This is a genomic window from Lacticaseibacillus zeae DSM 20178 = KCTC 3804, assembly GCF_000260435.1.
Classification (GTDB): Bacteria; Bacillota; Bacilli; order Lactobacillales; family Lactobacillaceae; genus Lacticaseibacillus; species Lacticaseibacillus zeae.
Map to the genome: position 1 here is coordinate 1 of NZ_BACQ01000043.1, position 22643 is coordinate 22643.

Consider the following 22643-nt stretch of genomic DNA (forward strand, 5'->3'; position numbering starts at 1 on the left):
ATCTAAAAAGGGTCTAGCATCTCCAGTGTTGATTACTACCAACACCAAAAATTCTAGACCCCGTAAAGTCCGCGCCCGTGACAATGCTACGCAAGCAGAATAACGACAAGACCCGGCACGACCCATGCGCATGCTTGCGTGGAGGCCGTGTCGGGTCTTTTGTCAGATACCGTCAGTGATAAACCAATTGTTGCTTTGCTTGGATAGGGTCAGGGTGTATTGCGAGACTTGGCTCATATCATTGTCAGTGTCGAGATACTTCACTGATAAGGTGACGGTCAGGCTGTTCTTAGTCTTCTTAAAGACCGGATCTAGAAGTTCCACGAACTTAAGGTTGCGTTCGATTGGTCGCGTGCCGTTTTTGACATAATATTTGAGTTCATTGCGATCGCTTTTCGGGTACAAGGCGAAGAACGTCTTGAGAAACTTAGTTACGTCATCGGCAGTGGTGCTAGCTACCGTGTTATCAGATTGGGTGTCTGGTAACTTGATTCGAGCTGTTGCTGGTTCCGCAGCGACGGTTGGGTTCTTGGTGACCACCATATCGCCGTTGTCATTTTGCATGACGTTGATGGTGTAGGTGCTGGTCACTGACTTCTTGTCTTTGCCCTTGGTGAGGTATTGCTTCACCGTAAATAGTACGCGGAACGTGTCTTTGACTGTCTTGCTCACTTCCCAGACCTTGACCTCACTCACTGTGGCTGTGGTGGAAATATCGCTCCGCACCGTATCCGCGTTCAGCGATTGCAGTTGTTCCACAAGATACGGCTGCAAGGCTTTCTGCCGCTGATCGAGGGCTTCGTGGCTCGGCTGCCACGAGTAGTAGAGCTTAGCGAAGTCGGTAGTGAATGTCGCCAAGGCGTGCGTGTCGATCACCTTGGTCTTGATCACTTGGACTTCATGCACCGTGTGGGTGTCGATAGCGGTCATGTTCTTGTAGACGCCGAAGCTGGTGCTACCGATCAATACCGCCCAGCAAAGCAGCGTGACCGGACGACGCAAGCCGCGATGTCTGATCTTAGGCGGCTTTGGGACGGCTGGCTGTTTCTTGAACCAGCCTTTCTTTTGATTTTGATCTTTATTCAAGGTTTGTTCACCTTGTCCTTTCTTTTTTCATAGCAGCGGTAAAAGTCATCGTAAATATCGAGAAAACGCACGAACAGGCGTTGTAGTGAGATTCGCTTGTAGCCCTCATAGTCGGTTTCGATATACTGACCGAGTTCACGGTCGTTGTTGAAGTATTCTTCGGCCAAGTAGCGTTCGCGGTCGAGGATATACTTACGGTCTTCTGGTGCAAACACCTTGCCCTTGAGCCATCGATCAACGGCCACTTCATGCGCGACAGCGAGGCGATACTCGCGTCGGTGCCCATACTCCATCTCTGGCATTCGGTCAACAAAGCGGTCGAGGACGTGGCAGAGGTCGTCGATGTTGGGCAGGCGTTGTTTGAAGAACTTGATGCGTTCCCATTCGCTTGACGCAAAGTCGAGTTCCTTGTTGCGTAGTGCGCGATTGTCACCAAATTTGAGATCGACGTGCGCCTTTTGCAGTGCGTCGTCGTAGGTGTTAATGATGAGATCCATCCAGTCAAAATAACCGATACCGTTTTGATCCATTGTCTTCACCTACTTCTTCACACGCCCGGCGCCGATCAGGTGGGCTTGCCAGTAACTTGAGTTCAGGTCGGCATAGCCAAGCGGGTCGCCGGCATTGTACATTTTCATGCCGCCGACATAGATACCAACGTGGGTCACGTAGTCGGCAGTGTCATAGGTTGAGTGGAAGAACACTAAGTCGCCGGGTTTGGCGGCTTTGATGTTCAGGTGTGCCGTGGCGTCGTATTGTGCTTGTGCGGTGCGGGGGAGTTTGATCCCGGCTTTGCTGTAACACCAACTGGTTAGCCCGGAACAGTCGAAGCCCGTTGTTGGCGTTGAGCCGCCGAACACATAACGAGTGCCTTGATATTTGAGCGCTTCGTCCATGATGGCTTGCACCGTTTTGTCGTCGAACTTCGCACCACCTGTGACAAGGTATTGCGAGATGACCGACACGTAGTACATGTTCCCGTAGGCATAACGCCAACCGTCTTTGGCTACTGCGTTGGTGTAGGTGACTTTCTTACCCCCAGACTTCTCTTTGGCAAACGCGGTTGCCAGTTCCAGCGTGTACTTTTTGCCGTGCTTCGCAACGTAATCAATAAAGCCGCCACCGTAGTTATAGCTTTGAATCGCAGTGTTGAGATCTACGCCCGCAGCCTTCATGCTTTTCAGTAGCGACGCGAAATACTTCACGCCTTGCTTGATGGACGCTTCGGTATCTAGTGTATTGACTGGTAGTCCCAGCGATTCACTAGCTTGCATCACGTCGCCACCCTTACCACCTGATTCAACCTGCATGATGGCGAGTATCACCATCGCCTGGTCGGGGATACCGAACTCCTCGCAATACTTTTCGACTGTCAGCTTATGCTTATAGACTTCAGCGGATAAGTTCATCGCGTCGGCTGTGATCGCAGAGGCGGGCTGGTCTTCGTCATCATCAGAGGCGATGACTGCAAAAAACAGACCGCCAATCAACAGTATTGGGAGTGCGGCAAGCGCTAACCAGCGCCAGAGTTTCATCGCTTCTTATGCCCCTTAGCCTTTTTGATCCGCTGTGGCTTTGGGTTGCGCGGCTTGGCTGGCTTTTCGGAAACGAGGGTCAGTGGCTTCTTGGGTCTATCCGTTGACGGAGTGAGTTCTTGGTGTGGTGTGATGGTGGGTTCTGCTTGCGGCTTCGTGGCTGGACGTGGAGGCCGAGTTGATGTTGGCTTCGTGGCAGCACGCTTAGGTTGCCCACTGGTATCAGCTTGTTCGGGCTTTGGCTTGGGAGGGGTGGCAGTTGTTGGCTTACGAGTTGGTTCAACCGGCGGCTTGGTAGCCGTTGGTTTTGGCTTTTCAGGATCAGCTTTAGGCTTGATCGCGAGCTTGCGTTCTTGCATTTGCTTACGCCGCTGCTCAAGCTGTTTGTCGCGTTCCTGCTGATTGGCCTCACGCCGCCCCTTGAAGCTGTCCTTCGCAGTTTCGGCGGCCTCCTTAGTCAGTTGCTTACCACGATGCAGACCATATAAAACGTTGGTTGGTGCGTCCTTCACCTGATCAAGGCCACGTTCAGTCTTGTCCTTGAGCTTGTTGCCGACATCAGATACATCGGCAAGTTTCTCACCCAGTCGTTGGCTGCGTGGCTTCTTGGGTTGTTGCGGTTTGGTAGCGTCCGCAGTCTGTTCGCGTTGCGTTCCTGTCGGGAGCTGTGGTGTTCCACGCCCCTTGCCATAGCCCCGCGACAGGAAGCGTCCGGCCATTGCGCCACCCATGGCACTACCGACGAACTGTCGTAGCATGCGGTTCCCACGACGCGAGAAGCGTTGTGCGCCTTGCTGGGCGTCAGAGCTGTGTAGCTGCATCATGCCCATCAGGTCGCCGAGCTTCATCCAGATACCGGCGAAGATGGTAACTTGCAGGAAGGCCACGAGGAAGAACGGTGAGGTGGCCGATAATCCGTAGACCATTGCCGATAGCGAGAACGCCATCGTGATCACCAGCGTCACGCCAACTCGTGTCATGATGGTGTTAAAAAGCTTCATAATGTTCTGCTTCATCAATCCGTTAAAGGACGGCAGCATAGCGAGTAAGAACGACACCGGTAAGAACGTCGCATAGATGATAAAGAGTATCTGGCTGAACAGCATCATTGCCGTCAGGAAGAAGACAAACAAGGTGATCGCCATGTTGAACAGGACAACAAAGGTCGTGGTACCAAGGCGATTGATCGTCATAGTTGGCGAGAGATTCTCGTTATCGTTGTCTTCAATTTCAGCCTTGACCACGTCGGTACGGGTTTTGCCTTTGTCGCCAAACGGGTCGGTTTTCATTAACGTGTTTACGCGATCCTTGCCAACGGTATCAGCGTCGCTGTCGCCAAACTGCAAAAGTGTCCACGGCTGCTTCACCTGAATTTCAAACAGAGTGTCACGGATCGCGTCGACGCCTGATTTATCGGTGGCTGTATCAGTGCCCATAATCATCTTGGAGCCAGTGTTGAGCGCGCTGGTGCTGATGTCTGAACTGAACTCATTGATTTTGCTCACGTAGTCCGGGGCGTAGGCGATGAAGCTGGCTGACGTGATGAAGATCACCACAAAGTTGACGATTGCCGAGATGGCTTTGGAGGTCTCGCGTTTGTTGATACCGGTGTAGGCGACATAGATGCCGACTACCAGCGTAATCATGAGAGTAAGCCGGGGTAAAAGCCGTCAGTAGTGAAGCCGTCCTTTGACACTCCAGCCAAGAGCTGCATGTTCTTCCCAATCGCGTCAGACGTATCTTTGATGAAGTCCAGCGAGTAGGCTTGCTGAATCAGATAACCCGCAGCGTTTGACAGGTAGACCGAGAGTGTCCACAAGAAGTTGGTGATGGCATACAGGCCATAGCTCACAGACTTACCGATGCCATCGCCCCAGTTCCACGGGAGCCAGTCCCAACTCGTATCGACGAAGTAGTCGAGCTGGTAGTGCGACAACGGGTACTTGGAATACTCGTTAGAGCCGCCAGACTGATCGTCAACCAATCCCGCAGCGTGTACCGGTTGACCGCCAGCGAGCATTAGCACTAACATGAATGCCGCGACAACACCGAGGAACAGCAGTAGCCGCCGACGGTTAGCTTTCGTCATCAGCGATCACCTCCACGGGTTTCGGTGGCCGAGTGTCAAAGGCGTGGTGTAGGTGTTCAAAGATATAGTCGAAGTGCAGCACGCCGACGTGCCCCCAGATGTCTTGGAACAAGCACTCCCCATTATCGAGCGACCGGAGCCGATTCTGATTGCCTTCGTCTTCGGCATCAAGGCCAAAGAAGTTCAGCGTGTTCTTGATTTCCGTGATGTCGGTACTACGGAAAGCAAACTTCTGGGCGATATTGTTTTTCATCTTTTCGTCGAGTAAGTCGTCCGCATTTTGAGTGACGAGGTAGACCCCGGCGTTCATCGAACGACCTTCACGAATCAATTTCATGGACAACGCCTTACCCTGCGCCACGTTCAAGAAAGCCCAGGCTTCGTCCAAGTCCACGATCTTGAATTGAGCGCGGTCTTGGTGAATGAAATCGATTGCGAACGTACTGATGATCATGAGCATGGCAACGGACAGCATTTCCGCAGTGATGTATTCTTCCTGCGTCTTATCAGCGTCTGGAAGCACCAAGTCTGCAATCTGCACGATGTTGATCTTGCGGTCAAGGGCGATTGTCCGCCGTGCCGTCCCGTCAGAGAACAGCAATGCCGCAAAGTCGTAATCCGTGAAGGATTCGATATGATCGGCAATGTTGCGCGCAATAGGCGTGTCTTCGCGGCGGAGTTCGTCAATGACTTTCAACAGTCCCGGTTCGGGCGCCTGTGTTACTGCCCGGATTGCCTTGCGTAGCGTCGGGAAGCGGTCGGCATCACGGCTTGAGATGCCAGTGAGGAAGCTCAGCGTATCAACGGCTAGCGATTCAGAATCCTTCAAGTTAGACAAGATGATATAAGGATCAAGCAGTCCACGGTTTTGTTCCTCACTGGTCAGATTGACGATGTTGATTTGATCTTCCATAAAGTCGAGGTTCTTTGCCCAGCCGGTACGTTCCGACTTCGGGTCAAGAATCAGTGCCTGCGCTCCGTAAAGGACGGCGTAGTAGACAAGCAAATTGTTAGAGAAGGACTTCCCACCACCCAAGCTACCAAGAAAAGCGGCGGATAAGGCATTGGTGACAGTCCCCTTGATACCTTGCGCGGCAATATCTGGTTGCAAGTAGACGTTTCGTCCAGTGTCCACGTTGTAGCCAATGTAGATACCTTCCTTTTCGCCGAGCGATTGCGTCGCGCCAAAGCCCAGTGAGGCGATGAAGTCTCTGGTCACATATTGGATATAATCGTTGATGTAGCGCTTCGAGGCAGGGATAAACTCACTGTGTAGCCCCAGCATGTCGCCGAATGGTCGCACAAGTTTGATGTTAAGGCTGTCGTAGAAGTCGAGTAGCTGATCGGCGCGGCGCTTCATTTCGTCCTCGGATCGCCCGGCCACGCGAATGACGTAGCTGATTTTGTACATCGCGTCTTTGGTCTGATCAAGATTGCTTTCAAGTTCATCGACCGAATCTAAAGCGTCGCTGACGCCGCGTGTCGTTTCGTTGCCGGACTGGTAGGCGTGTTCATCCAAGTCCTTGAGTTCCTTCTTCTTGTTGCGTACCTTGGTCAGCGCCTTCTTGTTCGTCACGATTTCAACGTTTAAGCTGGTGTCGATTGGAAAGTCGAACTGGCTTTGTTGGAAATAAAAAATTTCACTGCCGGGAAACTCCAATTCACCAACAATGTCGGAAAGCGTCAGGTACGTCACGTAACTACTATCCAGTCCGTGGGTGATCTTGATCGAGCGTTGGTGCTGCTCAATCAGTGAGCGTGTTGGCTTGATCAGGTCATATCGCTTGAGAATTGTGTCGCGCTTGGACTTCTTGCGGGGCAAGTGGTATTCATAGTCGTCGTAATCTTGCCCCGTCATGCCGTATAAGTGCTCCAACAAGTAGCCGAAGTCGTTCTTATCGAGCAGACGAACTTTGAACCGGCGACCAATTTTTTCGGCAAGGAACTTAGCGGACTTGGCGTAACGTTCCACCTCCGCATTGTTCATGGTGAAGAAGTCACCAGCAAACGTTGTGTTGAACTCGGCGAAGAAGTCCCGAATACCCAAGGACATATCCTTGAAGATGGACTTGGCGGTAACCTCAGCGTCGTTCAGCAACAGCTTAAAGCCGATAAAGAAGCGGTAGTCCACTTGGTTGTTACCGACGTTTTCGGTCAATGCTTCCGCTTGGCCGTCGATGTGCTGGAAGGCGATGTCTTTCAGCGACCCCTTGACCAACTTCTTCGAGCGGTCGAGAGTGTCCCGAACACTGGCTTCGGTGGCAAGCTGCAATAAATGGAGCTTGCCATCACGATTCTGGGAGATTAGTTGGCGGAAGTTCTCATGGACTTGTTGCTTCTGTTCGGGACTTAGAAACGAGTAGTTGTACGGAATCAGTTCAAAATAGGCGTAGCACTCGCCGTCAGTGTTCCAGACGAGATTGTCTTCGATATACTTAATCGGAAATTTCATTGTGGTACCTCCAGACGTAGGTCACAGCAGCGGTTTGTTTCTCTTTCTGCGACTTCACAGGTTTACCAGCATAGGTGAGCTTCGGGGTAATGGCATAGTTGATCACCGACCGCAAGAATCCCATTGGCTTCTTGTTGTCGAAGGTCTTTTGGCTCATGAACCACGTTAGCCCGGCCGGAATGCCAACATACTTGAGAAACGCGCCGTCAATGGATGATAGTGGCGGCAAGTCGCCCAGCAACATGACCGCAAACAGACTGACGATGAACCACGTCATTTGCGTAAATGTGATCGGGAACGGTAGTTGCAGGTCATTGATGGCGTACAACACCTTTTCGACCGACCAGATGCTGGTGTAGGATCTGACTTTCTTCATGTGATCTCCTTTCATGGTGAGATAAAAAGGCTGACGCCTTTTGCAGCGCCAGCCCAGAGAGTTAGTCTAATAATTGGTAGATGCCATGAGGTGTTTCAACGAAAGCTCCTTCAATTTCGAGGTCACGACCGACCTTGGCATAGTCGATATAGTTTTCAACTTGTGGCGGAATGTCGCCGAACCAGCCTTCGTCAGCCAGTTCTTCGGCCAACTCAGTCATGTTCGCAACGTGATAACAGGCAATGTTATCCTTGTGTGCGGCGAGTTCGATCACGTTGTCGTACCATTCGCCAATAAGCTCTTTGATAGCTGCGTAAATATCGGTGCCTTTCAACGCTTCGACGGATGCGGCAGCTTCGTTGATCTCGCCAATCGTTGAATACTCACTAAAGACAACGGGGCCTTCGTAGTCCTGAACCATGTATTCTTCGTACTGGTCATTCAGTCCTAATTTTTCTGCGAGTTCTTCGTTGTTGATTGGTGGCGTGAACCATGCGCCGACAATCTCGCCCTCGTTATACTTGCCAAGATTGGAAATAAAGACTTTGATGTCGTCCATCGGCTAGGCTCCCATGACGCGGTTGAACAGATTCAACAGTACGTCCTTGACCCCAGCAGTGTTGAACACCAGCCCCACTGCGATAATCGCAATGACCAGAAAACCGATGAGCTTAGAGAATTCTCGCTTGAAGCCAAGGTAAACACCGATAATGGCAATCGCCATCAGCACCAAGCTCTGGGCGTTGGAGGTGAACCAGTTAAACAAGTTTTGTCCGAAATTCATAATAATCATCCTTTGATTTTTAGTTTTGTGACCGGGGCTCCCTTCGAGATTACCGCTGTTTTGGCGCGGTCAGCGGCGACCGGCTCATGAGTGACGAATCAGAATAGTTCAGTTTGGGTTGCGTGGTGGTGCTTGATGCGGTCAAGGGCGCGCCGCCAGTATTCTTCGCTAATTTCATAGCCGATGAAATGGCGGTCAGTGTCCATTGTGGCAATCGCGGTGGTGCCAGACCCCATACAATTATCCAGAACGATTTCGCCCGGCTGGGTGTAAGTCTTGATGAGGTGGGCAAAAAGATCGACGGGCTTTTGTGTCGGGTGCCAGCCGGTGCGATCAGACTTGTAGTTGAGTACGTCAGACGGGTAGTTAGTCCACTCTTGCGTTTACGTGTCGGGCGCATTCCGCGGGTGTAACTGATTTGAGTTCTCGTACTTACGCGAGTTGACGGTTTTGTTATAGGGGAGCAGCCCTTGGGGGAAGTAGTTCATGCCTTTGGTATCAGGAGAGTTGCCAAAATTGGCCGTGCCCGCTTTTGAGAAGACGAGAATCTCCTCGAACCGGGATAGCGGGCGGTTCTTAGCATTGACGAAGTTGGTGACGGTATTCTTGATCCAGACCCACTTGTAGCGATACAAGGCTGGGTTTGATTGCACTAAGTCCGCAGAGAAACGTTTAGTTGCGGTTAGCACAATCGCGCCTTGGGGTTTGATGAGCCGTTCGTATTGACCCCAGAGGTATTCAAACGGGATCACCTTGTCCCAAGCGTTGGCTGTGGTGCCATACGGCAAGTCGCACAGGATCATGTCGATGGAGGATGTCGGTAAGTCCGCCATGCCTTCCAGACACTCGCGATTGTAGATGACGTCTAGTTTGATTGCGGTGATAGTCCTTTAGTTGAATTTGTGACCATCACTCCTTTTTGAATTGCGATTGTTTTGTCACGGTCAATCGCGACCGAGTTGGTTAATCGAAAAATAGGTCTTCCACCGGTGTAGCGAAGACCGGCCAGCCTGAATCTTCGGCTGTCTGATAAAGCAGTCGGCGTAACTCGCCGTAGTTTAAGGCACGTCCATCGCGGCCAATTAGCGCCGCCGGGTGTTCTTGTTGCTGGTGCCGCCAAGCGATATAGTCTTGTGCCGTGAATCCAAAACTATTCATGTCACAGATGCGCCGGTACTTCTTGTGTTCGACGACACCGACTAGTGCTGCCTTGTAGACGTACACGTTCAGCACACAGTCCTTGAATGCTTTACCGCGCAGCGGGTGGGAAGCCAGCACGTCATTGACCAAACATGTCACCTCCTAGCTCTTCGCTACCAACAGTCTGTTGTTCAATCAGCTTGAGGTGTTTGTCGGTCAGCTCGGCGTCCTTGATCATGAGCTGCAAGTCAGTGGTGCCAAAGTAGTTGTCGATTTCTTTGATGACTTTGAGCGTTGGCATGACTTGCTTTTGGAGCCACGCCTTGGTCTTGTTCAGGTCAAAGGGCTGGGGATCGGTGGTTAAGCGAATCGGCTGGCGTCCTTTGCCAAGGAAGTATGCCCAACGTTCGTTGACCGGCCACTTCAAGCGGCTTTTGTCCGGGACTTCATCCACGAAGCGCATATAGCGGGTGATGATACCAAACGCAACCTTTTCAGCGTCACGGGTTATCAGCATGTTCTCAATCGCCTTAATTGCCCGCTCGTTTTTCAAACGAATCTCAAATCGGTTGATGATTGGGGTATCGGCAATCGAGATGCCGCGCTTGGCCGCTTGTTCAGCAGCCTTTTCGTAGATGCAGAAATACACGTCGCTTTTCATCGTGCCGACGTACAGCGTATTGCCTCGGCCAACCTCGTCGAGATCCACGAGCTTTCCTGATTGCAGCCCTTGGAACGATCGCATGACGGAGATGCACTCGTTGTTCAGACACTTATCGACCAGTTCGGGGATATTCAGCAGGCCAACCATGTCGTTAATCGCAATATCAACTCGTTTGAAAATGCCACCAGCTTCATCGACCCGTAAGAAGTAGTCGTACCAGTTCTCACCGTGGCTAAGCAGAATCCCCTCAAACTCGCGGCACCCTTGGCCTTTCATCTCAACCAATGTGCCGAGGTTGGAGCCGACCGGTGCCACCATGACCTGAATGTTGGAGAAGATATACATAGCCGAATAGCCGTAGAAGCCATGTTCCTCAAATATCAGGTGTTCCGGGGTCAGACCGAGAATCTTGGTGATCACAGTCTTGGCGTCATGTGTCGGGAACCGTACACGCATGTAGTCAAACATTAGCGTTAGTTCTGGTTCATCGTTCCAGTTCTTGAGCAGCCGGTCGATTTCCATTTGCAGCGATGCACTAGGGCTAGTCCGGCCACTTTCAATTTGGCTAAAATGATGCGAGGTAACGCCTAACCGGCGGGCAACCTGTACTTGGGTCAGTCCCAGTTTTTTTCGGCGGGATCTAACCGCGTCTGTCCATTCTTCCATGTCCGAATGGCTCACTCCTTTCTTGATAAATAAAAATTGTGGATTGGCGGTGCCATCCACAATTTGCTAATTTTCGTATGAACGCCGTCATGTCAACATTTCTACCCCGTGTTCAGGCACAGACGTTGTATTTAATACCCCCCTGTTAGAGTACTGGGGGTAAGCGGTCGGCTGACGCCGACCGCTGCCACTCACGCTTGCGGCTTTCGCGCTGCACGCCGCGCGTGGCGGCAGGGTGCAGCCTTGCTGAACAGATTGGGTAGTCATTGACTTGCTCCTTTCAAAGGTTTTGTTTTGGTGCCGACATGCAGCCGATTAGTAATGGTGCGCCCAGTCATGGTAAGTGAGAACCATGCCGTCGCCAGAAATATCAGCCGTGAACCAGAAATACACGGGTTTGCCCGATACGGTGCGATCAGCGGTCAATTCTAGCCAGTGAACGCCGTCTTCCCAGGGTTCAATGTAGTCGCAAAGCTCCATTAAGGCGTCTTCGGCATCACTCATTGTCCCGGCTTTGATTGTATTGGCGTAGTCTTCTGTAAACTGCATCTTGTTTCTAAACTGTGGTGTAATCATTCTTCATAACCTTCATCTGCGACGTTGGTGTACGTCATGGTCAAGCCACCGTCGTCGCCAGTGGTGACATTGAACCAAAAACGCTTCGGAAAACGATCAGCCGTCAGTCCACCAGGAGCGCCCATCCAGATTCGTGAGTCTGGGTACTCGTGGGCGTGCATTGCCATCCATTCAAGTTGATCTTCCGCGTCCTCAGCAGATTGGAAAGGCACGTTCTCGTGAAAGTCGTTGAGGAATTGCGCGCGGTTTTCGATTTTGACATCAGTACTCATTTGGCACCTCCTATTCTATTGGGGTTGCAGGAACGGTATTAGCTGCGGCACCGATTTCGGTGAGAAAATCATAGCCGCGTGGTACTAGTGGTGTGTAAAATTCAGAGATGACGCTGCCGCCAGTGTCCACATAGCCGCGTCCCTTGATTGGCTTTTGAAAAAAGTCTTTGTTGGTTTCGCCGAACATCATGGAATAGCCCAACTCACTCATGCGCCCAAGCGCAACGCGGAACATGAACTGATCTCTGATCCCGTCGCCGAGATATTTGGCGTCAGGGCGTTGGCAGGCCAACACGAGGAAGAAGCCAGCTTGACGGCCAAGCATGACGATCTGTTTGAGCTTGGACATGACTTGCATGGCATTGCGTCCCAAGGCGTCCATAAAAGCAACATATTCGTCAAAAATCAAGAAGTGAGCTGGTAAGCCAAGATAGGCGTAATTCTCACCCGTCTTGTAGCCGGGCATTTGCTTCATCTCATCATTGCGGCGCATCATTTCTTGGTAGAAGGCTTCTACTGCGCCAAGCATGGCTTCCTTCTTGGAATAGACTCCTGTCATCACGTCAGCCAAATCGGCGAGGTCAGCGTTTTTCGGGTCAAGAATGGTGAGCTGGGCACCGTCTTTCAGCAACGCTTCAATTAGCGTCAAAATAAAGTAGGTCTTACCACCGCCCGTACCACCAGCAATCAGCATGTGGGGCAGCGCATCATAGTGCCAAGCCACCGTTTCCATGAGCTGCATGGAGCCATGTTCACAGGTCACGTCAGCAATGGTGATACGCTTGCCGATTGTGTCGTAAAGCAAGGTGTACTCGACATAAGAATCGTGCAGGATCTTGTCTACCAGCTCACAGTAAAGACCAGCTTCTAGCTTCTTTTCCAAGTGAAGGAGCTGATCTTGATAGGAAGACATGACGATTTCAACGGAAACGTGGATCAGCCCGTCCTTGAGCCGATAGTAGATTTTGGGAAAGTGCGAGATTTTCCCTTTGGTACGCGTTGAACCTAAGTCTTTGAAGAAACTCTCACTGTTCGACTGGTCAGTTTGGTACCACTTGTTCTCCATGATCATGCGGGCGAGTTTTTGGCGGTGTTCCATCTGCTTGTAGGAATCCGCAAACCAAGTTCGATATGCCCACAAGCCAGCACCAAATAGTAGCGCTGTGCATAAACTGTTAATAATCAGCGGCAGCCATGACCAAGGCAAGACCGCCACGTTCGGCCAACTAAAGAATTTCCAGTTGATTTGTCTTAGCAGCGGCCAATAGGCAATGGCAGCGCCAGTTACCCACAAGCCAACCACAACGGTCATGGCCGTGTTGTAGAGTAGGTTGCGTTGACGCGGATAGACCCGTGTACCGCGATACGTGAATTTCATTCGTCAATATTTACGCCGTCGTAGCCAATTACGAGGCCAAGTGGGCTACTTGAAACGTTGAAACTAAAGCGTGCTCCTTGAAGGTAGGCTTCGGGTTTCGCACACTGCTCGCTGGCTAAAATCAAATCACAAGCATTCATGCCAGCTTGAATCGCGTGATTAGCTGCGTCGATTAAGTTGATGATGACGTCACCAGTGGGTGATGCTCCGTTGTCAAAGTCAGCGATGTGTTCGTAGTGAAGTTGAAAGTCGTCCAGGTTGGCGAGGGTTACTTGATCATTCATAGAAATTCTCCTTTGGGCGTTACTTGACGCCAATATATTTGATAGCGGGTTGTCGGTCTTCGGTGTCGATATTAAAGCTGAATTCTTTGGATTCGTGATCGCGGGTACATTCGCCGTCTACCCAGATGGAAAACGGTTCGCCACCAGTTGCCTGTTCGGCAGCCATTAGCACCATGTCAATCAAAGCGTCCGGGCTAGGATCATGGAAATCAGGGTCAACTAGCGCGGGATAGTCTTCCAAGAATCCGTCGATATTCATTGCGGACATTTTCGAGCTCCTTTCATTTGTGATAATACGAAATTCAATCCACACCCATATAAATCACGGTGTCTTCAAGCAAGTTGAAAATGAATTCCTTTGGTTCGTCATCAATCATGTTGTCATCAACCCAGATAATGAATTGACCGTCCATTGCCTGTGCTGCGGCATCAGCGACCAATTCCCGTAAAAAATCAGCGCTTGGGAGAACGCCATCCGTTCTGACAAGTCTGATGTAGTCTTCGATGAATTCGGTGATTTCAAAATTTTGTGGTTGAATCAATCTCACATCCTCATTCATCGCTGACGCCCAGATACGAGAGCCGTAAGCCATCTTCACCCTCGTATGAAGTGAACGAGAACAGCTTATTCGTGCCGTCGTTGGTCTGTTCGCTGTCGATATGCAGGTGTTGGTAGGATTCAGGGCTTTCTTCCATGAGTTCCATCATGTCTTGCAGGATCTCGTCGGGGTCAAGGCGGTAGTCGGTGTCGATTTCTTCGTTATAGTCGTCGATGAACACTTCACGACCAACTACGGTCAATGTGGAAGTCATCATCAGGGATCAACTCCTTTCGTTAGTGGTAAGCAACCGTCACAGTGGGCGGCGCGCGCGAGGAGTGGAGCAATGAGCAGCTATTTCTTGTCATTGGTATTTGGCTTCTCCTGCGGCTTGACCGGTGCGGTGGCAATCACGAGATCCTTGGCTTTCATGTACCACGAAGTTTCAACGCGGTTGAAGTTCGCGTTTGCCACGGTGTCGATCACTGGGTCCACCAAAGTAACAATCTGGTTGTACTTGAAGTCTTTGATTCCAGCTTCGGCCGGAATGGAAACCTGAATCATCATTCCCTGTTTCATGGACTTCAAGTCATAGGTGCGTTCCTTCACGTCGTCAGTACGATTGCCGTCTTCGTCTTGCACGAAGCGTTCGCGGCGCTGGCCGGAGAATTTCAAGACGCCAAAGGTTTCTTCTAAGTCGATAACGATGCCTTCTGCTAATCGCATGTGAGTTCCTCTTTTCTTTATTTGACTGGGACAATATCGTCGGCATTGCAGATATAGCGCACAAAGGCTTGTTCACCAATCCGGTAGCCAATGGTCGCAATGCGCGGTTTGATGATGGTGACTGGCGCATCAACTTCAATGCTTTCGGCCTTGTCACCTTTCTTCGCTGGAATGCTGATCTCGATGTTGTCGCTACGCTGCAAGTCGGAGAACAACTCGTAAATGCGAGAGACAACCTTGCGATTGTCGCGATCACCTTCTGACAGTTCGCGCTTGAGCGAACCGAAATACAGGTGGCCGAACGTCTTTTCAATGTTTGGTGCAACAAATTTGAGTTCCATGTTGTGCCTTCCTTTCGTATTCAAAAAGCCGGGTAGTGGGGCTACTCGGCTGTGGCTTGGTGATAGTATTCGGTTAATTGTTGAAGTAGATAATCGTAAAATGATTTGGAGATTGGGTGAACGGTGCGGCCATCCGCGTATCGTGGGAACTGGATATACCAGCGATACTGACCTTCGATAAGTTTCACGTTTTTCAAGATGAGTACATGATCCAGTACGATGTCGCCGTCAAGCAGCACGTCGCCACCGGGATCGGGGTACATATTGATAGAAGAAATGCGCATGCTACTTGCCGTCTTTCTTCTTGGCACCACTGATCACAACCGTTGCAGCGAGGACGCCGAGCAGCAGTACCATACCGATGACGATGAGCCAGCCAGACGTCGCGTTACCGGTTTGCGGGAGGCCAGGCTTAGGTGTCTGCTTGTCGGTCATGACGGCCTTCACGATTTCACCGTTCTTAGTGATTTCGAATGGCACGAGGGCTTCGCTAATTTCGTAGCCCTTTGGTGCATCGTATTCTTGGAAGCTGTACTTGCCAGCAGGCAGATTGCCAAAGGAGAAGACCCCGTTCTTGTCAGTGCGACCAGATACAACCGTCTTGCCGTTTTCGTCCAGAATGCGGATGCTGGTGTTTGGCAGCCGCTTCCCAGTAGAAACGTCGGTCTTGGTCAGTTCGCCCGTGTCCTTGATCAACTCGTTGGTCAGTTCAAAGGCGATAGTTGGTTTCTTGGTATCAGCTTTTGTCTCGCCAATCTGCTTATCCTTGCTATCAAAGACAGTTACGCCGTCTTTTGTAGACACGAGCTTGAGGGTTTCCTTAGAGAGCACAAGGTTGGTGGCAGAAGGCTTGGATTCTCGGAGATAGAAGGTGCCGACTGGTAGGTGCTTGATGGAACCGATGGAATCCTTACCAACCGTGATGGTCTGAATGACCTTTTTATCAGCGTCGAGCAGTTCAAAAATCGCACCAGCAGCGTTACCGGTTATCGCGTAGGAGTAGCCTTTACCCGAAACCAGCGTGGCAACTTCATTGATCTTCTTGAGTGACAGTTCGTTTTCATGGAGCTTGTTGTTGATCACCTTGCTGTCATTGAGGTCGATGTGTTTGATCTTCTCGTTATCGGTGGTGTGGAAGTGAAAGCCGTACATCGTGGTGTTTAAGTCGTGCTTCTCACCAGCATCAAGTTCCTTGACGTAGTAGTAGCCTTCTGGCAACTGGATCGCGCCAAATTCAGCCTTCCCGTCTTTGACCGTCGTGGTGGCGACGAGCGATTCAGATGGAATTACAGTATCGCCGATCGTGGTTTCGCCTTGCGTGAATAAGCCGAAGACTTGACCGTTCGCCGCGACGTTCTTGATTTCAGGGAGATTGTCCTTCCAGCCCGAGATGCTTTCTTCCTGCTTATTGAGCGTGATGTCGAGTTGCTGGAAGTCGTTCTTGGCTTCAAGTGAGGTGGCGGTTACCGTACTGCTTGCCCGGCATACTTGAGGTCAAAAGCAATTGGATCAGGGTTCATGATGAACCCGGTTGGCGCAGAGATTTCAGTTGCAGTGTACTTGCCAAGGTACAGCTCCGGGGTCTGAATCTGCCCTTGAGCGTCAGTGGTGCCAGTAGCAACCACGTCACCCTTGTGTGCGCGAGTTGTTCCGTCAGCCGTTGTGATGTCTTCGGCAGCACGAAATTCAAATTCGGCACCCGCTAAGGCGGTGTAGTCGTACTTGAACTTGTACTGGTCACCGTATTCAGTTTCAACCTTTTCGACGGCGACTGGGGTAGCCCCGGTCTTGGTCAAGGTGGCGACACCCTTTTGGGAGAGGTCAACGAATTTGATGACCACGATGCCGTCCTTATGGCTGCCGTCGATGGTGAGCTTGGCTGGTTCCTTAGCCAGTACATAGCCTTCTGGAGCTTGAACTTCTTCGAGTTGGTACTTGCCGTAGCCGAGCGCTTCGGAGGTAATCAACTCGCCGGAGTTGTCGGTCGCGAGCTTATCAGTCGTACCGGTCTTGCCGGCAGTTGGCTGGACTTCATACTTGTTGGTTTGAAGGTTCTTAATCCGGAAGATTGCACCAGCGCGCAGCCCGGTCTTACCAGTTTCGGTATCGACTTTGACTACACGCGGTTTTTCTTCGATCACCTTGTTTTCAATAGTGTAATGCTGGGACTTTTGGGTGCCGTCAACAACGACTGTGAATGGCTTGATCCCGTTGTAGCCTGTTGGGGTCTTGGTTTCAGTGACGGTGTAGGTGTCGTAAGGCAGATCCGTGAACTTTACGTAGCCTTGGGTATCGGTGAGACCGGTACGAACAACCTTACCGGTAGTCTTGCTGGTTACAGTGAACTGGGTGTCCTTGAGCATGACCGGCTTAGTGCCTTTACCTTGAGTTGACCAGTCGTAGTTCCCGTACTTGATCAGGTCGAGGTCACCAGTAATGACTTGTTCCTTGACCGTTGTGGTAGCAGTTGCAGTCGTGACGTTTTGACCAGCGTAAGCCAGCTTAAAAGTGTACTTTTGTGGATCAAGCATGTAGCCAATCGGCGACTTCACTTCTTGCAGTAGTAATCGTCCAGTTCCAAACCGGAAACGGACGCTGAATTATTGGCAGTCGTCACTGACTTAACGAGCTTGTCATCGGCTGCGCGGTAGAGTTCGTAGACAGCGCCGTTAAGGCTGGCAGCGCCTTGTGGCTGCTTACCGGTAACGGCATCAACTTTTTCGATGGTGGCAGTACCACGTTGTTCTTGATCGGCCGTATCGACGTGAGCAGTAGTGACCGCGACAGTTTGCCCAGCATACTTCAATTCAAATGGCAGCTTAGTCGTATTCAGAACGTAGCCAGCAGGAGCTTTTTCTTCCAGTGCGTAGTAGCTACCGAGCTTGAGGTTCTGCAAGATTCCCTTGCCGTTGCCGTCAGTGGTAATCGCGCCAACTCGTGTACCGGTGCTGGTGTAGATCCCATAGACAGCGTCGTTCAATGAGTAGTAGGCATTAAACATGTCGCTGCCAAACTCTTTACCAATCTTGGCGAGGGTCACGTTTCCTAGCTGCTCCTTGTTGCCGAGAACAACTTCAACGGTCTTCCTGGGTTCGATGGTGATTTCTTTGAGTTCGCCCTTATGACGTAGCCGTTAGGAGCAGTGACCTCGCTGATCTTGATTTTGGTACCTGCTTTGATTCCGTTCAAAGCGGCACAGCCGTCAGTGCCAGTCGTGACTTCCTTGGTGGTGCCATTGTATTCAAACTTGAGCTTGGCACCAGGAAGTGCTCGGTTGGTGTCGGCATCAACTTTCCTGGCCTTCACATTGCCGTTCAAGTTGACCTTGATTGGCAGGCTAAATTCGCCGTTGTTGGAGAGCTTGAAGTTGACGAGCTTTTGTTGTGAGCCTTTCGTGTAGACAAAAGAGGTACCCACGTCAGCGGCTTTCGCAATCGCGTAAGCCACCTTGCCGGATTCCTTCGACTGGGCAGTGGCCGTCAGCGTGAGCTTGTTGCCGGACTTGGTAATCTTGAGGTTTGCGGTGTTTGCCGTTTGCTGGGCGAAAGCCGCAAGCCGTCCGTTGGTGTCAGTCAAGGTGATTGAATCGCCAACTGCGAGGGTGATTTGCTTGCCGTTGAAAGATGGCTTGCAATCATGCGCGGCGACCTTATCGAGAATCGCTTTCTTTTCAGATTGATAGGTCTTGTTCGGTGTGGTGAGCAACGAATCGCCGAGCGTTTCCCAAATAATCATCTGGGTCACGGCGTAGTTGCGGTTGGTTGGGTTCTGGTAGTAACCATAGTAAGCAATCTTGGCTAGCTGGTCTTTCTTACTGTCGGAGTAGGTGCTGGGGTTGTAACCGGAGCCGCTCATGTCGAGATCGACCCCGTGCTCCACACAGAAGGCAACTTTGCCGTCCACCTTTTTCATCCACATACCTTCGTCTGTCCAATGTAAGCCATTGAATAAATGCAGGTGCCAGGTGTTGCGCCAGTCTGCCACCTTAGTATTGTTCATGCTGGCAGCAAGCGCCATTGAGACCGGGATAAAGAGCTGGACGAACAACGATACCAATGCGACAATCACAGCGGATCGTCTGGCTGTTTTCATCATAGTTGTTAGTCTCCATTCATTGAAAATTGGGTATGAAAAAAGCAAATGAAATGTCGAAATGACTTCATTTGCTTCTATATATACGAGTAGCAATCAATGGTGACCTTTATTTACTGGTGTTATGCCTGTGTGCTTAGGAGTTTGTCAGCTAGAGGGTCTTACGCCACATTTTTCGTGTACGAGAATTTGTACGCATTCACTGCAACTTGTTGAGAAAATTTGAAAGTTGACGCTGACAATAAACTTCGTGAAGCCTTATTCCATATGACTTTTTGAGAACTTTTGAGAAAAAGTCGTATAAAATACGGCTTGGATAAGAAATAATAACAAAAAGCAGTCCTCTTGGGCTGCTTTTTTGTTATCTATAACTTATAATAATATAAGTCGATTTATTAATTAAAGGGATAACTTGTCGAAAATGGAATCACGGAGTCGTTAAGAAGTTGTTATACTGATGTCAATGAGGCGGAGGTATTTCTGCCTTAGGCTTACACATTAACTTACGCTCCCAAAAAAGTTCCCCCAAACTTTTCCACCGTTATGGTGGTTTTTTTATTGGAAAAAATGGCACCAACCCATGTCTGGTCTTGTGCTAGCGGTGCCTCGGGCTGCCAATATTAGTAAGCAATAATAAAAAGCAGCCAGACTTGGCCACTTTCGATTTTGTCTTCTTAGACTTATTTGGCGTTGGGAATGACGTGCTCGATCAAGTCCTCGACTTCAGGGCCTGATAGAATTTGTTGTTCTAGCTTGAGGTTTTGAACGACTTTGCCATCGTGAATAATAATGAGATAAGAATCTTTATATCCGTCATTCAGATAAATAAATGTGATGCCGGCTGCTACAACGACTTGCGCCGATGCGGCACCACCCATAATCGGGTCAGCATCCGCATCACTGTAAAAACTAATCGTGCGATCAGGGTCGGGATCATTTAGCAGCGTGAGTTCGAATTCGAGCTTGGTTGCAGTGTGATCGGTGTCAAAATTTGCGTCATGCGTTAAATCATTGACATAATAAGGGAAGGCAAACGCTTTGGCGACTTCTTTGACGACGGTCTGACTCATGGCGACCAGTTGATCTTCAGGCAACGTTTTGATTGGCATGGGACCACCTCCTAAAACTGAGTCTACACCAAGCGCTTACAAAAATATAATAATTGCATCGATGCCTAGAACCCTTGAGGAAAAGAGGAAACGTCATGACTAAACGATCGAATTTTTTATATTGGTTAAATATTGGTGGCGATCTGCTTTACCTGCTGATTGTCGGCGGGCTTTTCATAAGTGGGCGGCCATTATTCCATGGACAGGCAATGTTGCTGGCCCAAGTTGCGTCAGGAATCTTAATTGTCAGTCTGCCTAGGTTAATGGAACACTGGTGGCATTTTCGCTTTCCGCCGCTTTTGATTTACTTATTTGAAATCTTTATTTTGTTGAGCGTTTTGTTAGGCACGGGGTTGCAGTGCTACAGCGTGCCATATTGGGACAAGTTCGAGCATCTCTTCAGTGCAGCCATGTTAGCGGGATTGGGCTTTGCCATTTTTGCTGCGTTGACACCGGCAAAACGCTTAGCGACGACGAGCCCATTGTTGATGGCGTTATTTGCACTCGCATTTGGTACGACCATCGGCGTTTTGTGGGAATTTTATGAATTTACGTTTGACGGCTTGCTGGGCATGAATATGCAACGGTATATGGCGGCAGGCGGCGTGTTGCTGCGCGGTCGGGCTGCGTTGATGGATACCATGGGCGATTTGTTCATGGACTTCTTTGGCTCGCTAGGCTTGGCTTTGTTTGGGTATTTTGGGATTAAACGCGACTTGCGGTGGTTAGATACGTTTACATTCCAACCTGAAGATCGCGGCACGCGAGAATGAGGGAAAATAACTCAGGACAACAATTTTCGCAATTCGATTGTTGTATTCGGCGTCAGAAAGTTTGGCTGATAACGGCTAAGAAAATGATATTCTTCGGCAGCGGCCTGACGTTTGGCTGAGTCAGCCGAAGTTGCCAGCCAAATGAGCCACGGGCCAATTTCCGCGCCGGTCATGAACGTCCGCGCATGGTCGAATAAAGCCGGCCAGTCATCGGCGGTAGCAATGACCGCCATGTGGCCAAAGACTTGTGGCTCGACGGGCAGTTCAGGCAAACGGACAGGGTGTGGCTGCAACTGTTTGAGGAACGTATCAAAATCCGGTGCAACAGTGAGCCATTGGTCGACTTCGGTATCAATGTAACGAATCCGTCGCGGGTCATGACTCAGATCAAAGCCGAAGTATTGATGACCGGTATGAGCGAAAGGCAAAAAGTCTGCTGGTAGATCGTCTGCAGTGATGGCGGCTCCCGGTGTTGCGAAGGCGTGAATACCAACACCGTCCAGGCCATCACTGGTTGGTTCCGAAGTTGGCAACCACCATCTTTTTGGCAGGCAACCGGTTTTAATCGTGGAAAAATAAGTCGAAGGTATGAGGTCAGTATGCGGAATTGTTGGTAAATTAGGTTGTGGGATCTTGTTTGGCCAGGGTAACATGTGCAGAACTCCTTTTTTGATTGGAAGGTCAAGAATGCCGCTGAAAGTCGTATAATGGTTGTGGGAGTTATAAGGGGTTTTAATCATGCGAAACGCAATGATTTATGTTCATCACGAACCGTTGGCACATTTATTTTTGACTTATGGTATTTCGGCAAGTGATTTGCTGAACAGTCAGCAAAAAATCCCAAGTCATTTGCTGTTATTGCCACCGATTAACGAACAGGAACAGATTGATCCACATACTTGGTTTAATATTATTAACGGACGGGATCAAGTGCGTGAGTTTCTGCGAAGTAAAGAGGGTCAGACTCGTTGCTGGTTAGATTATGCCCGTCCGCGTTTTTTGCAGGAACTGACCCCTAACGAGATTGCAGAACTGCTATACTTAGGCCATGTCAAAACGCATCTCAGTTCACCTTTTTATTATAAACTACAAAATGAATTGGTTTACTTGCCGTTGCGTAATGGCATGGTGAACATGTATTTGCGGCATGAGGCGTTGTTTGAAGCCTTTTTGGCCGCAGCGATTAACAAATATTTGCGACGCATTGCCAACGAGCAGCCGTTTTGGTTACGGTTGAGGCAGCAACACTTTTCGCCTTTGTCAGATGAAGCCTATACCCAGCTATTCCCATTAATGGAGGATGGGGTGCTTTTTGATTTTCGCAATGTGCGGTTTTCCCGTGAACAAATCAGGATTCCGTTACTGGAGCCAAGCAATCGGTTTATTCCGGATAACGCGTTTCCTGACAATGCCGTTCGGAAGCTTGGTAAATTGGTCTTGATGCGCCAGAAAAATCAGTGGCAGATGGTGCCGACTGAAACTGCTAAAAAAGCGTAACTTTGAGAAACTGCCTGCAAAAGGGCAGTTTCGTGCTTATAATGAATATGTTTGACTGGAAAAAGGTGGATTTAGCCTTTTTTCTGTATGTTGAAACGCGTTCGCCGGCGCAGGAGTCTGCGTGTAAGGACCTTGATCGCAATGGCCAAAGAGCGGCCATCACGCCCGAGGCCACTTACATTCCGGTTTCTAACCGTGCTGGTTCACGCTCTTGTTGAAACGCGTTCGCTGGGCCAGAAACCTGCACATAAGGACCTTGGTCGC

General features: G+C 50.2%; 23 protein-coding genes and 3 pseudogenes. 2 read left to right on the forward strand and 24 right to left on the reverse strand.

Features of this window, described 5'->3' with window-relative positions; all coding sequences use genetic code 11:
• Positions 1 to 162: 162 nt before the first annotated feature.
• From GSO_RS08695 to GSO_RS08820, 23 genes and pseudogenes are all read right to left on the reverse strand, one after another.
• Entirely contained in the window at positions 163 to 1086 is a 924-nt protein-coding gene (locus tag GSO_RS08695; protein WP_010491181.1) for a conjugal transfer protein, read from the reverse strand.
• On the reverse strand, positions 1083 to 1616 hold the full coding sequence (locus GSO_RS08700; RefSeq protein WP_029345564.1) for a hypothetical protein: 534 nt from the start codon (positions 1614 to 1616) through the stop codon (positions 1083 to 1085). Before GSO_RS08700 ends, GSO_RS08695 begins: the two co-directional genes overlap by 4 nt.
• A 9-nt stretch (positions 1617 to 1625) precedes the next feature.
• Positions 1626 to 2621, reverse strand: coding sequence for a bifunctional lytic transglycosylase/C40 family peptidase (locus GSO_RS08705; RefSeq protein ID WP_010491182.1), 996 nt, complete (start codon positions 2619 to 2621; stop codon positions 1626 to 1628).
• Positions 2618 to 4710 (reverse strand): annotated as a pseudogene (locus GSO_RS15815) (CD3337/EF1877 family mobilome membrane protein). The gene GSO_RS08705 and the pseudogene GSO_RS15815 overlap by 4 nt, the downstream one beginning before the upstream one ends.
• Positions 4697 to 7162 carry a conjugal transfer ATPase TcpF gene (gene tcpF / locus GSO_RS08715; RefSeq protein WP_010491185.1) on the reverse strand — a complete coding sequence of 822 codons (2466 nt, stop codon included), beginning with the start codon at positions 7160 to 7162 and terminating at the stop codon, positions 4697 to 4699. Before tcpF ends, GSO_RS15815 begins: the two are co-directional and overlap by 14 nt.
• Positions 7146 to 7538, reverse strand: a complete 393-nt coding sequence (locus tag GSO_RS08720; RefSeq protein WP_010491186.1) for a conjugal transfer protein — start codon at positions 7536 to 7538, stop codon at positions 7146 to 7148. The genes tcpF and GSO_RS08720 overlap by 17 nt, the downstream gene beginning before the upstream one ends.
• 61 nt (positions 7539 to 7599) lie before the next feature.
• Positions 7600 to 8097, reverse strand: a complete 498-nt coding sequence (locus GSO_RS08725; RefSeq protein WP_010491187.1) for an antirestriction protein ArdA — start codon at positions 8095 to 8097, stop codon at positions 7600 to 7602.
• A 3-nt stretch (positions 8098 to 8100) separates the two neighbouring features.
• On the reverse strand, positions 8101 to 8322 hold the full coding sequence (locus GSO_RS08730; protein WP_003606383.1) for a hypothetical protein: 222 nt from the start codon (positions 8320 to 8322) through the stop codon (positions 8101 to 8103).
• A gap of 98 nt (positions 8323 to 8420) precedes the next feature.
• A pseudogene (locus GSO_RS18560) lies at positions 8421 to 9155 on the reverse strand (DNA-methyltransferase).
• Positions 9156 to 9285: 130 nt separating this feature from the next.
• Positions 9286 to 9612, reverse strand: coding sequence for a hypothetical protein (locus GSO_RS08740; RefSeq protein WP_010491196.1), 327 nt, complete (start codon positions 9610 to 9612; stop codon positions 9286 to 9288).
• Complete coding sequence (locus GSO_RS08745; protein WP_010491198.1) at positions 9602 to 10792, reverse strand: XRE family transcriptional regulator; 1191 nt, start codon at positions 10790 to 10792, stop codon at positions 9602 to 9604. Before GSO_RS08745 ends, GSO_RS08740 begins: the two co-directional genes overlap by 11 nt.
• A gap of 315 nt (positions 10793 to 11107) precedes the next feature.
• Positions 11108 to 11368 (reverse strand): hypothetical protein, encoded by a 261-nt coding sequence (locus GSO_RS08750; RefSeq protein ID WP_010491200.1) that lies wholly within the window; start codon positions 11366 to 11368, stop codon positions 11108 to 11110.
• Entirely contained in the window at positions 11365 to 11640 is a 276-nt protein-coding gene (locus GSO_RS08755) for a hypothetical protein (RefSeq protein WP_010491202.1), read from the reverse strand. The genes GSO_RS08750 and GSO_RS08755 overlap by 4 nt, the downstream gene beginning before the upstream one ends.
• 10 nt (positions 11641 to 11650) lie before the next feature.
• Positions 11651 to 13018: an FtsK/SpoIIIE domain-containing protein gene (locus GSO_RS08760; RefSeq protein ID WP_010491204.1), complete on the reverse strand. Its 1368-nt coding sequence runs from the start codon at positions 13016 to 13018 to the stop codon at positions 11651 to 11653.
• Positions 13015 to 13302, reverse strand: coding sequence for a hypothetical protein (locus GSO_RS08765; protein WP_010491205.1), 288 nt, complete (start codon positions 13300 to 13302; stop codon positions 13015 to 13017). The genes GSO_RS08760 and GSO_RS08765 overlap by 4 nt, the downstream gene beginning before the upstream one ends.
• 19 nt (positions 13303 to 13321) lie before the next feature.
• Positions 13322 to 13570, reverse strand: coding sequence for a hypothetical protein (locus GSO_RS08770; protein ID WP_010491207.1), 249 nt, complete (start codon positions 13568 to 13570; stop codon positions 13322 to 13324).
• A gap of 34 nt (positions 13571 to 13604) precedes the next feature.
• The gene (locus tag GSO_RS08775; protein WP_225047811.1) at positions 13605 to 13850 is read right to left on the reverse strand and encodes a hypothetical protein; all 246 of its coding nucleotides are present in this window, start codon (positions 13848 to 13850) and stop codon (positions 13605 to 13607) included.
• Positions 13851 to 13854: 4 nt separating this feature from the next.
• Complete coding sequence (locus tag GSO_RS08780) at positions 13855 to 14118, reverse strand: hypothetical protein (RefSeq protein WP_010491211.1); 264 nt, start codon at positions 14116 to 14118, stop codon at positions 13855 to 13857.
• A gap of 77 nt (positions 14119 to 14195) precedes the next feature.
• Positions 14196 to 14567 (reverse strand): YdcP family protein, encoded by a 372-nt coding sequence (locus GSO_RS08785; protein ID WP_010491213.1) that lies wholly within the window; start codon positions 14565 to 14567, stop codon positions 14196 to 14198.
• A gap of 17 nt (positions 14568 to 14584) precedes the next feature.
• Positions 14585 to 14908, reverse strand: coding sequence for a DUF961 family protein (locus GSO_RS08790; protein WP_010491215.1), 324 nt, complete (start codon positions 14906 to 14908; stop codon positions 14585 to 14587).
• Between the two features lie 41 nt (positions 14909 to 14949).
• Positions 14950 to 15192, reverse strand: coding sequence for a hypothetical protein (locus GSO_RS08795; protein WP_010491217.1), 243 nt, complete (start codon positions 15190 to 15192; stop codon positions 14950 to 14952).
• Between the two features lies 1 nt (position 15193).
• A pseudogene (locus tag GSO_RS18565) lies at positions 15194 to 19000 on the reverse strand (SpaA isopeptide-forming pilin-related protein).
• 680 nt (positions 19001 to 19680) lie between these two features.
• Positions 19681 to 20109, reverse strand: a complete 429-nt coding sequence (locus tag GSO_RS08820) for a hypothetical protein (RefSeq protein ID WP_010491222.1) — start codon at positions 20107 to 20109, stop codon at positions 19681 to 19683.
• Positions 20110 to 20204: 95 nt separating this feature from the next.
• On the opposite strand from GSO_RS08820, the gene GSO_RS08825 reads away from it, so the two are divergent.
• Complete coding sequence (locus tag GSO_RS08825) at positions 20205 to 20882, forward strand: DUF2238 domain-containing protein (protein WP_010491224.1); 678 nt, start codon at positions 20205 to 20207, stop codon at positions 20880 to 20882.
• Positions 20883 to 20893: 11 nt separating this feature from the next.
• Here GSO_RS08825 and GSO_RS08830 read toward each other — a convergent pair whose 3' ends face one another.
• Positions 20894 to 21535, reverse strand: coding sequence for an SMI1/KNR4 family protein (locus tag GSO_RS08830; RefSeq protein WP_010491226.1), 642 nt, complete (start codon positions 21533 to 21535; stop codon positions 20894 to 20896).
• An 85-nt stretch (positions 21536 to 21620) separates the two neighbouring features.
• Between GSO_RS08830 and GSO_RS08835 the strand changes: the two genes are divergently transcribed.
• Entirely contained in the window at positions 21621 to 22379 is a 759-nt protein-coding gene (locus tag GSO_RS08835) for a hypothetical protein (protein WP_010491228.1), read from the forward strand.
• Positions 22380 to 22643 lie beyond the last annotated feature (264 nt).

Excerpts from the sequence above, each read along its gene's own strand:
- GSO_RS08700 (WP_029345564.1), bottom strand. The coding sequence starts at position 1,616 with ATGGATCAAAACGGTATCGGTTATTTTGACTGGATGGATCTCATCATT.
- GSO_RS08705 (WP_010491182.1), bottom strand. The coding sequence starts at position 2,621 with ATGAAACTCTGGCGCTGGTTAGCGCTTGCCGCACTCCCAATACTGTTG.
- tcpF (WP_010491185.1), bottom strand. The coding sequence starts at position 7,162 with ATGAAATTTCCGATTAAGTATATCGAAGACAATCTCGTCTGGAACACT.
- GSO_RS08720 (WP_010491186.1), bottom strand. The coding sequence starts at position 7,538 with ATGAAGAAAGTCAGATCCTACACCAGCATCTGGTCGGTCGAAAAGGTG.
- GSO_RS08725 (WP_010491187.1), bottom strand. The coding sequence starts at position 8,097 with ATGGACGACATCAAAGTCTTTATTTCCAATCTTGGCAAGTATAACGAG.
- GSO_RS08730 (WP_003606383.1), bottom strand. The coding sequence starts at position 8,322 with ATGAATTTCGGACAAAACTTGTTTAACTGGTTCACCTCCAACGCCCAG.
- GSO_RS08745 (WP_010491198.1), bottom strand. The coding sequence starts at position 10,792 with ATGGAAGAATGGACAGACGCGGTTAGATCCCGCCGAAAAAAACTGGGA.
- GSO_RS08750 (WP_010491200.1), bottom strand. The coding sequence starts at position 11,368 with ATGATTACACCACAGTTTAGAAACAAGATGCAGTTTACAGAAGACTAC.
- GSO_RS08755 (WP_010491202.1), bottom strand. The coding sequence starts at position 11,640 with ATGAGTACTGATGTCAAAATCGAAAACCGCGCGCAATTCCTCAACGAC.
- GSO_RS08760 (WP_010491204.1), bottom strand. The coding sequence starts at position 13,018 with ATGAAATTCACGTATCGCGGTACACGGGTCTATCCGCGTCAACGCAAC.
- GSO_RS08765 (WP_010491205.1), bottom strand. The coding sequence starts at position 13,302 with ATGAATGATCAAGTAACCCTCGCCAACCTGGACGACTTTCAACTTCAC.
- GSO_RS08770 (WP_010491207.1), bottom strand. The coding sequence starts at position 13,570 with ATGTCCGCAATGAATATCGACGGATTCTTGGAAGACTATCCCGCGCTA.
- GSO_RS08780 (WP_010491211.1), bottom strand. The coding sequence starts at position 14,118 with ATGATGACTTCCACATTGACCGTAGTTGGTCGTGAAGTGTTCATCGAC.
- GSO_RS08785 (WP_010491213.1), bottom strand. The coding sequence starts at position 14,567 with ATGCGATTAGCAGAAGGCATCGTTATCGACTTAGAAGAAACCTTTGGC.
- GSO_RS08790 (WP_010491215.1), bottom strand. The coding sequence starts at position 14,908 with ATGGAACTCAAATTTGTTGCACCAAACATTGAAAAGACGTTCGGCCAC.
- GSO_RS08795 (WP_010491217.1), bottom strand. The coding sequence starts at position 15,192 with ATGCGCATTTCTTCTATCAATATGTACCCCGATCCCGGTGGCGACGTG.
- GSO_RS08820 (WP_010491222.1), bottom strand. The coding sequence starts at position 20,109 with ATGCCAATCAAAACGTTGCCTGAAGATCAACTGGTCGCCATGAGTCAG.
- GSO_RS08825 (WP_010491224.1), top strand. The coding sequence starts at position 20,205 with ATGACTAAACGATCGAATTTTTTATATTGGTTAAATATTGGTGGCGAT.
- GSO_RS08830 (WP_010491226.1), bottom strand. The coding sequence starts at position 21,535 with ATGTTACCCTGGCCAAACAAGATCCCACAACCTAATTTACCAACAATT.
- GSO_RS08835 (WP_010491228.1), top strand. The coding sequence starts at position 21,621 with ATGCGAAACGCAATGATTTATGTTCATCACGAACCGTTGGCACATTTA.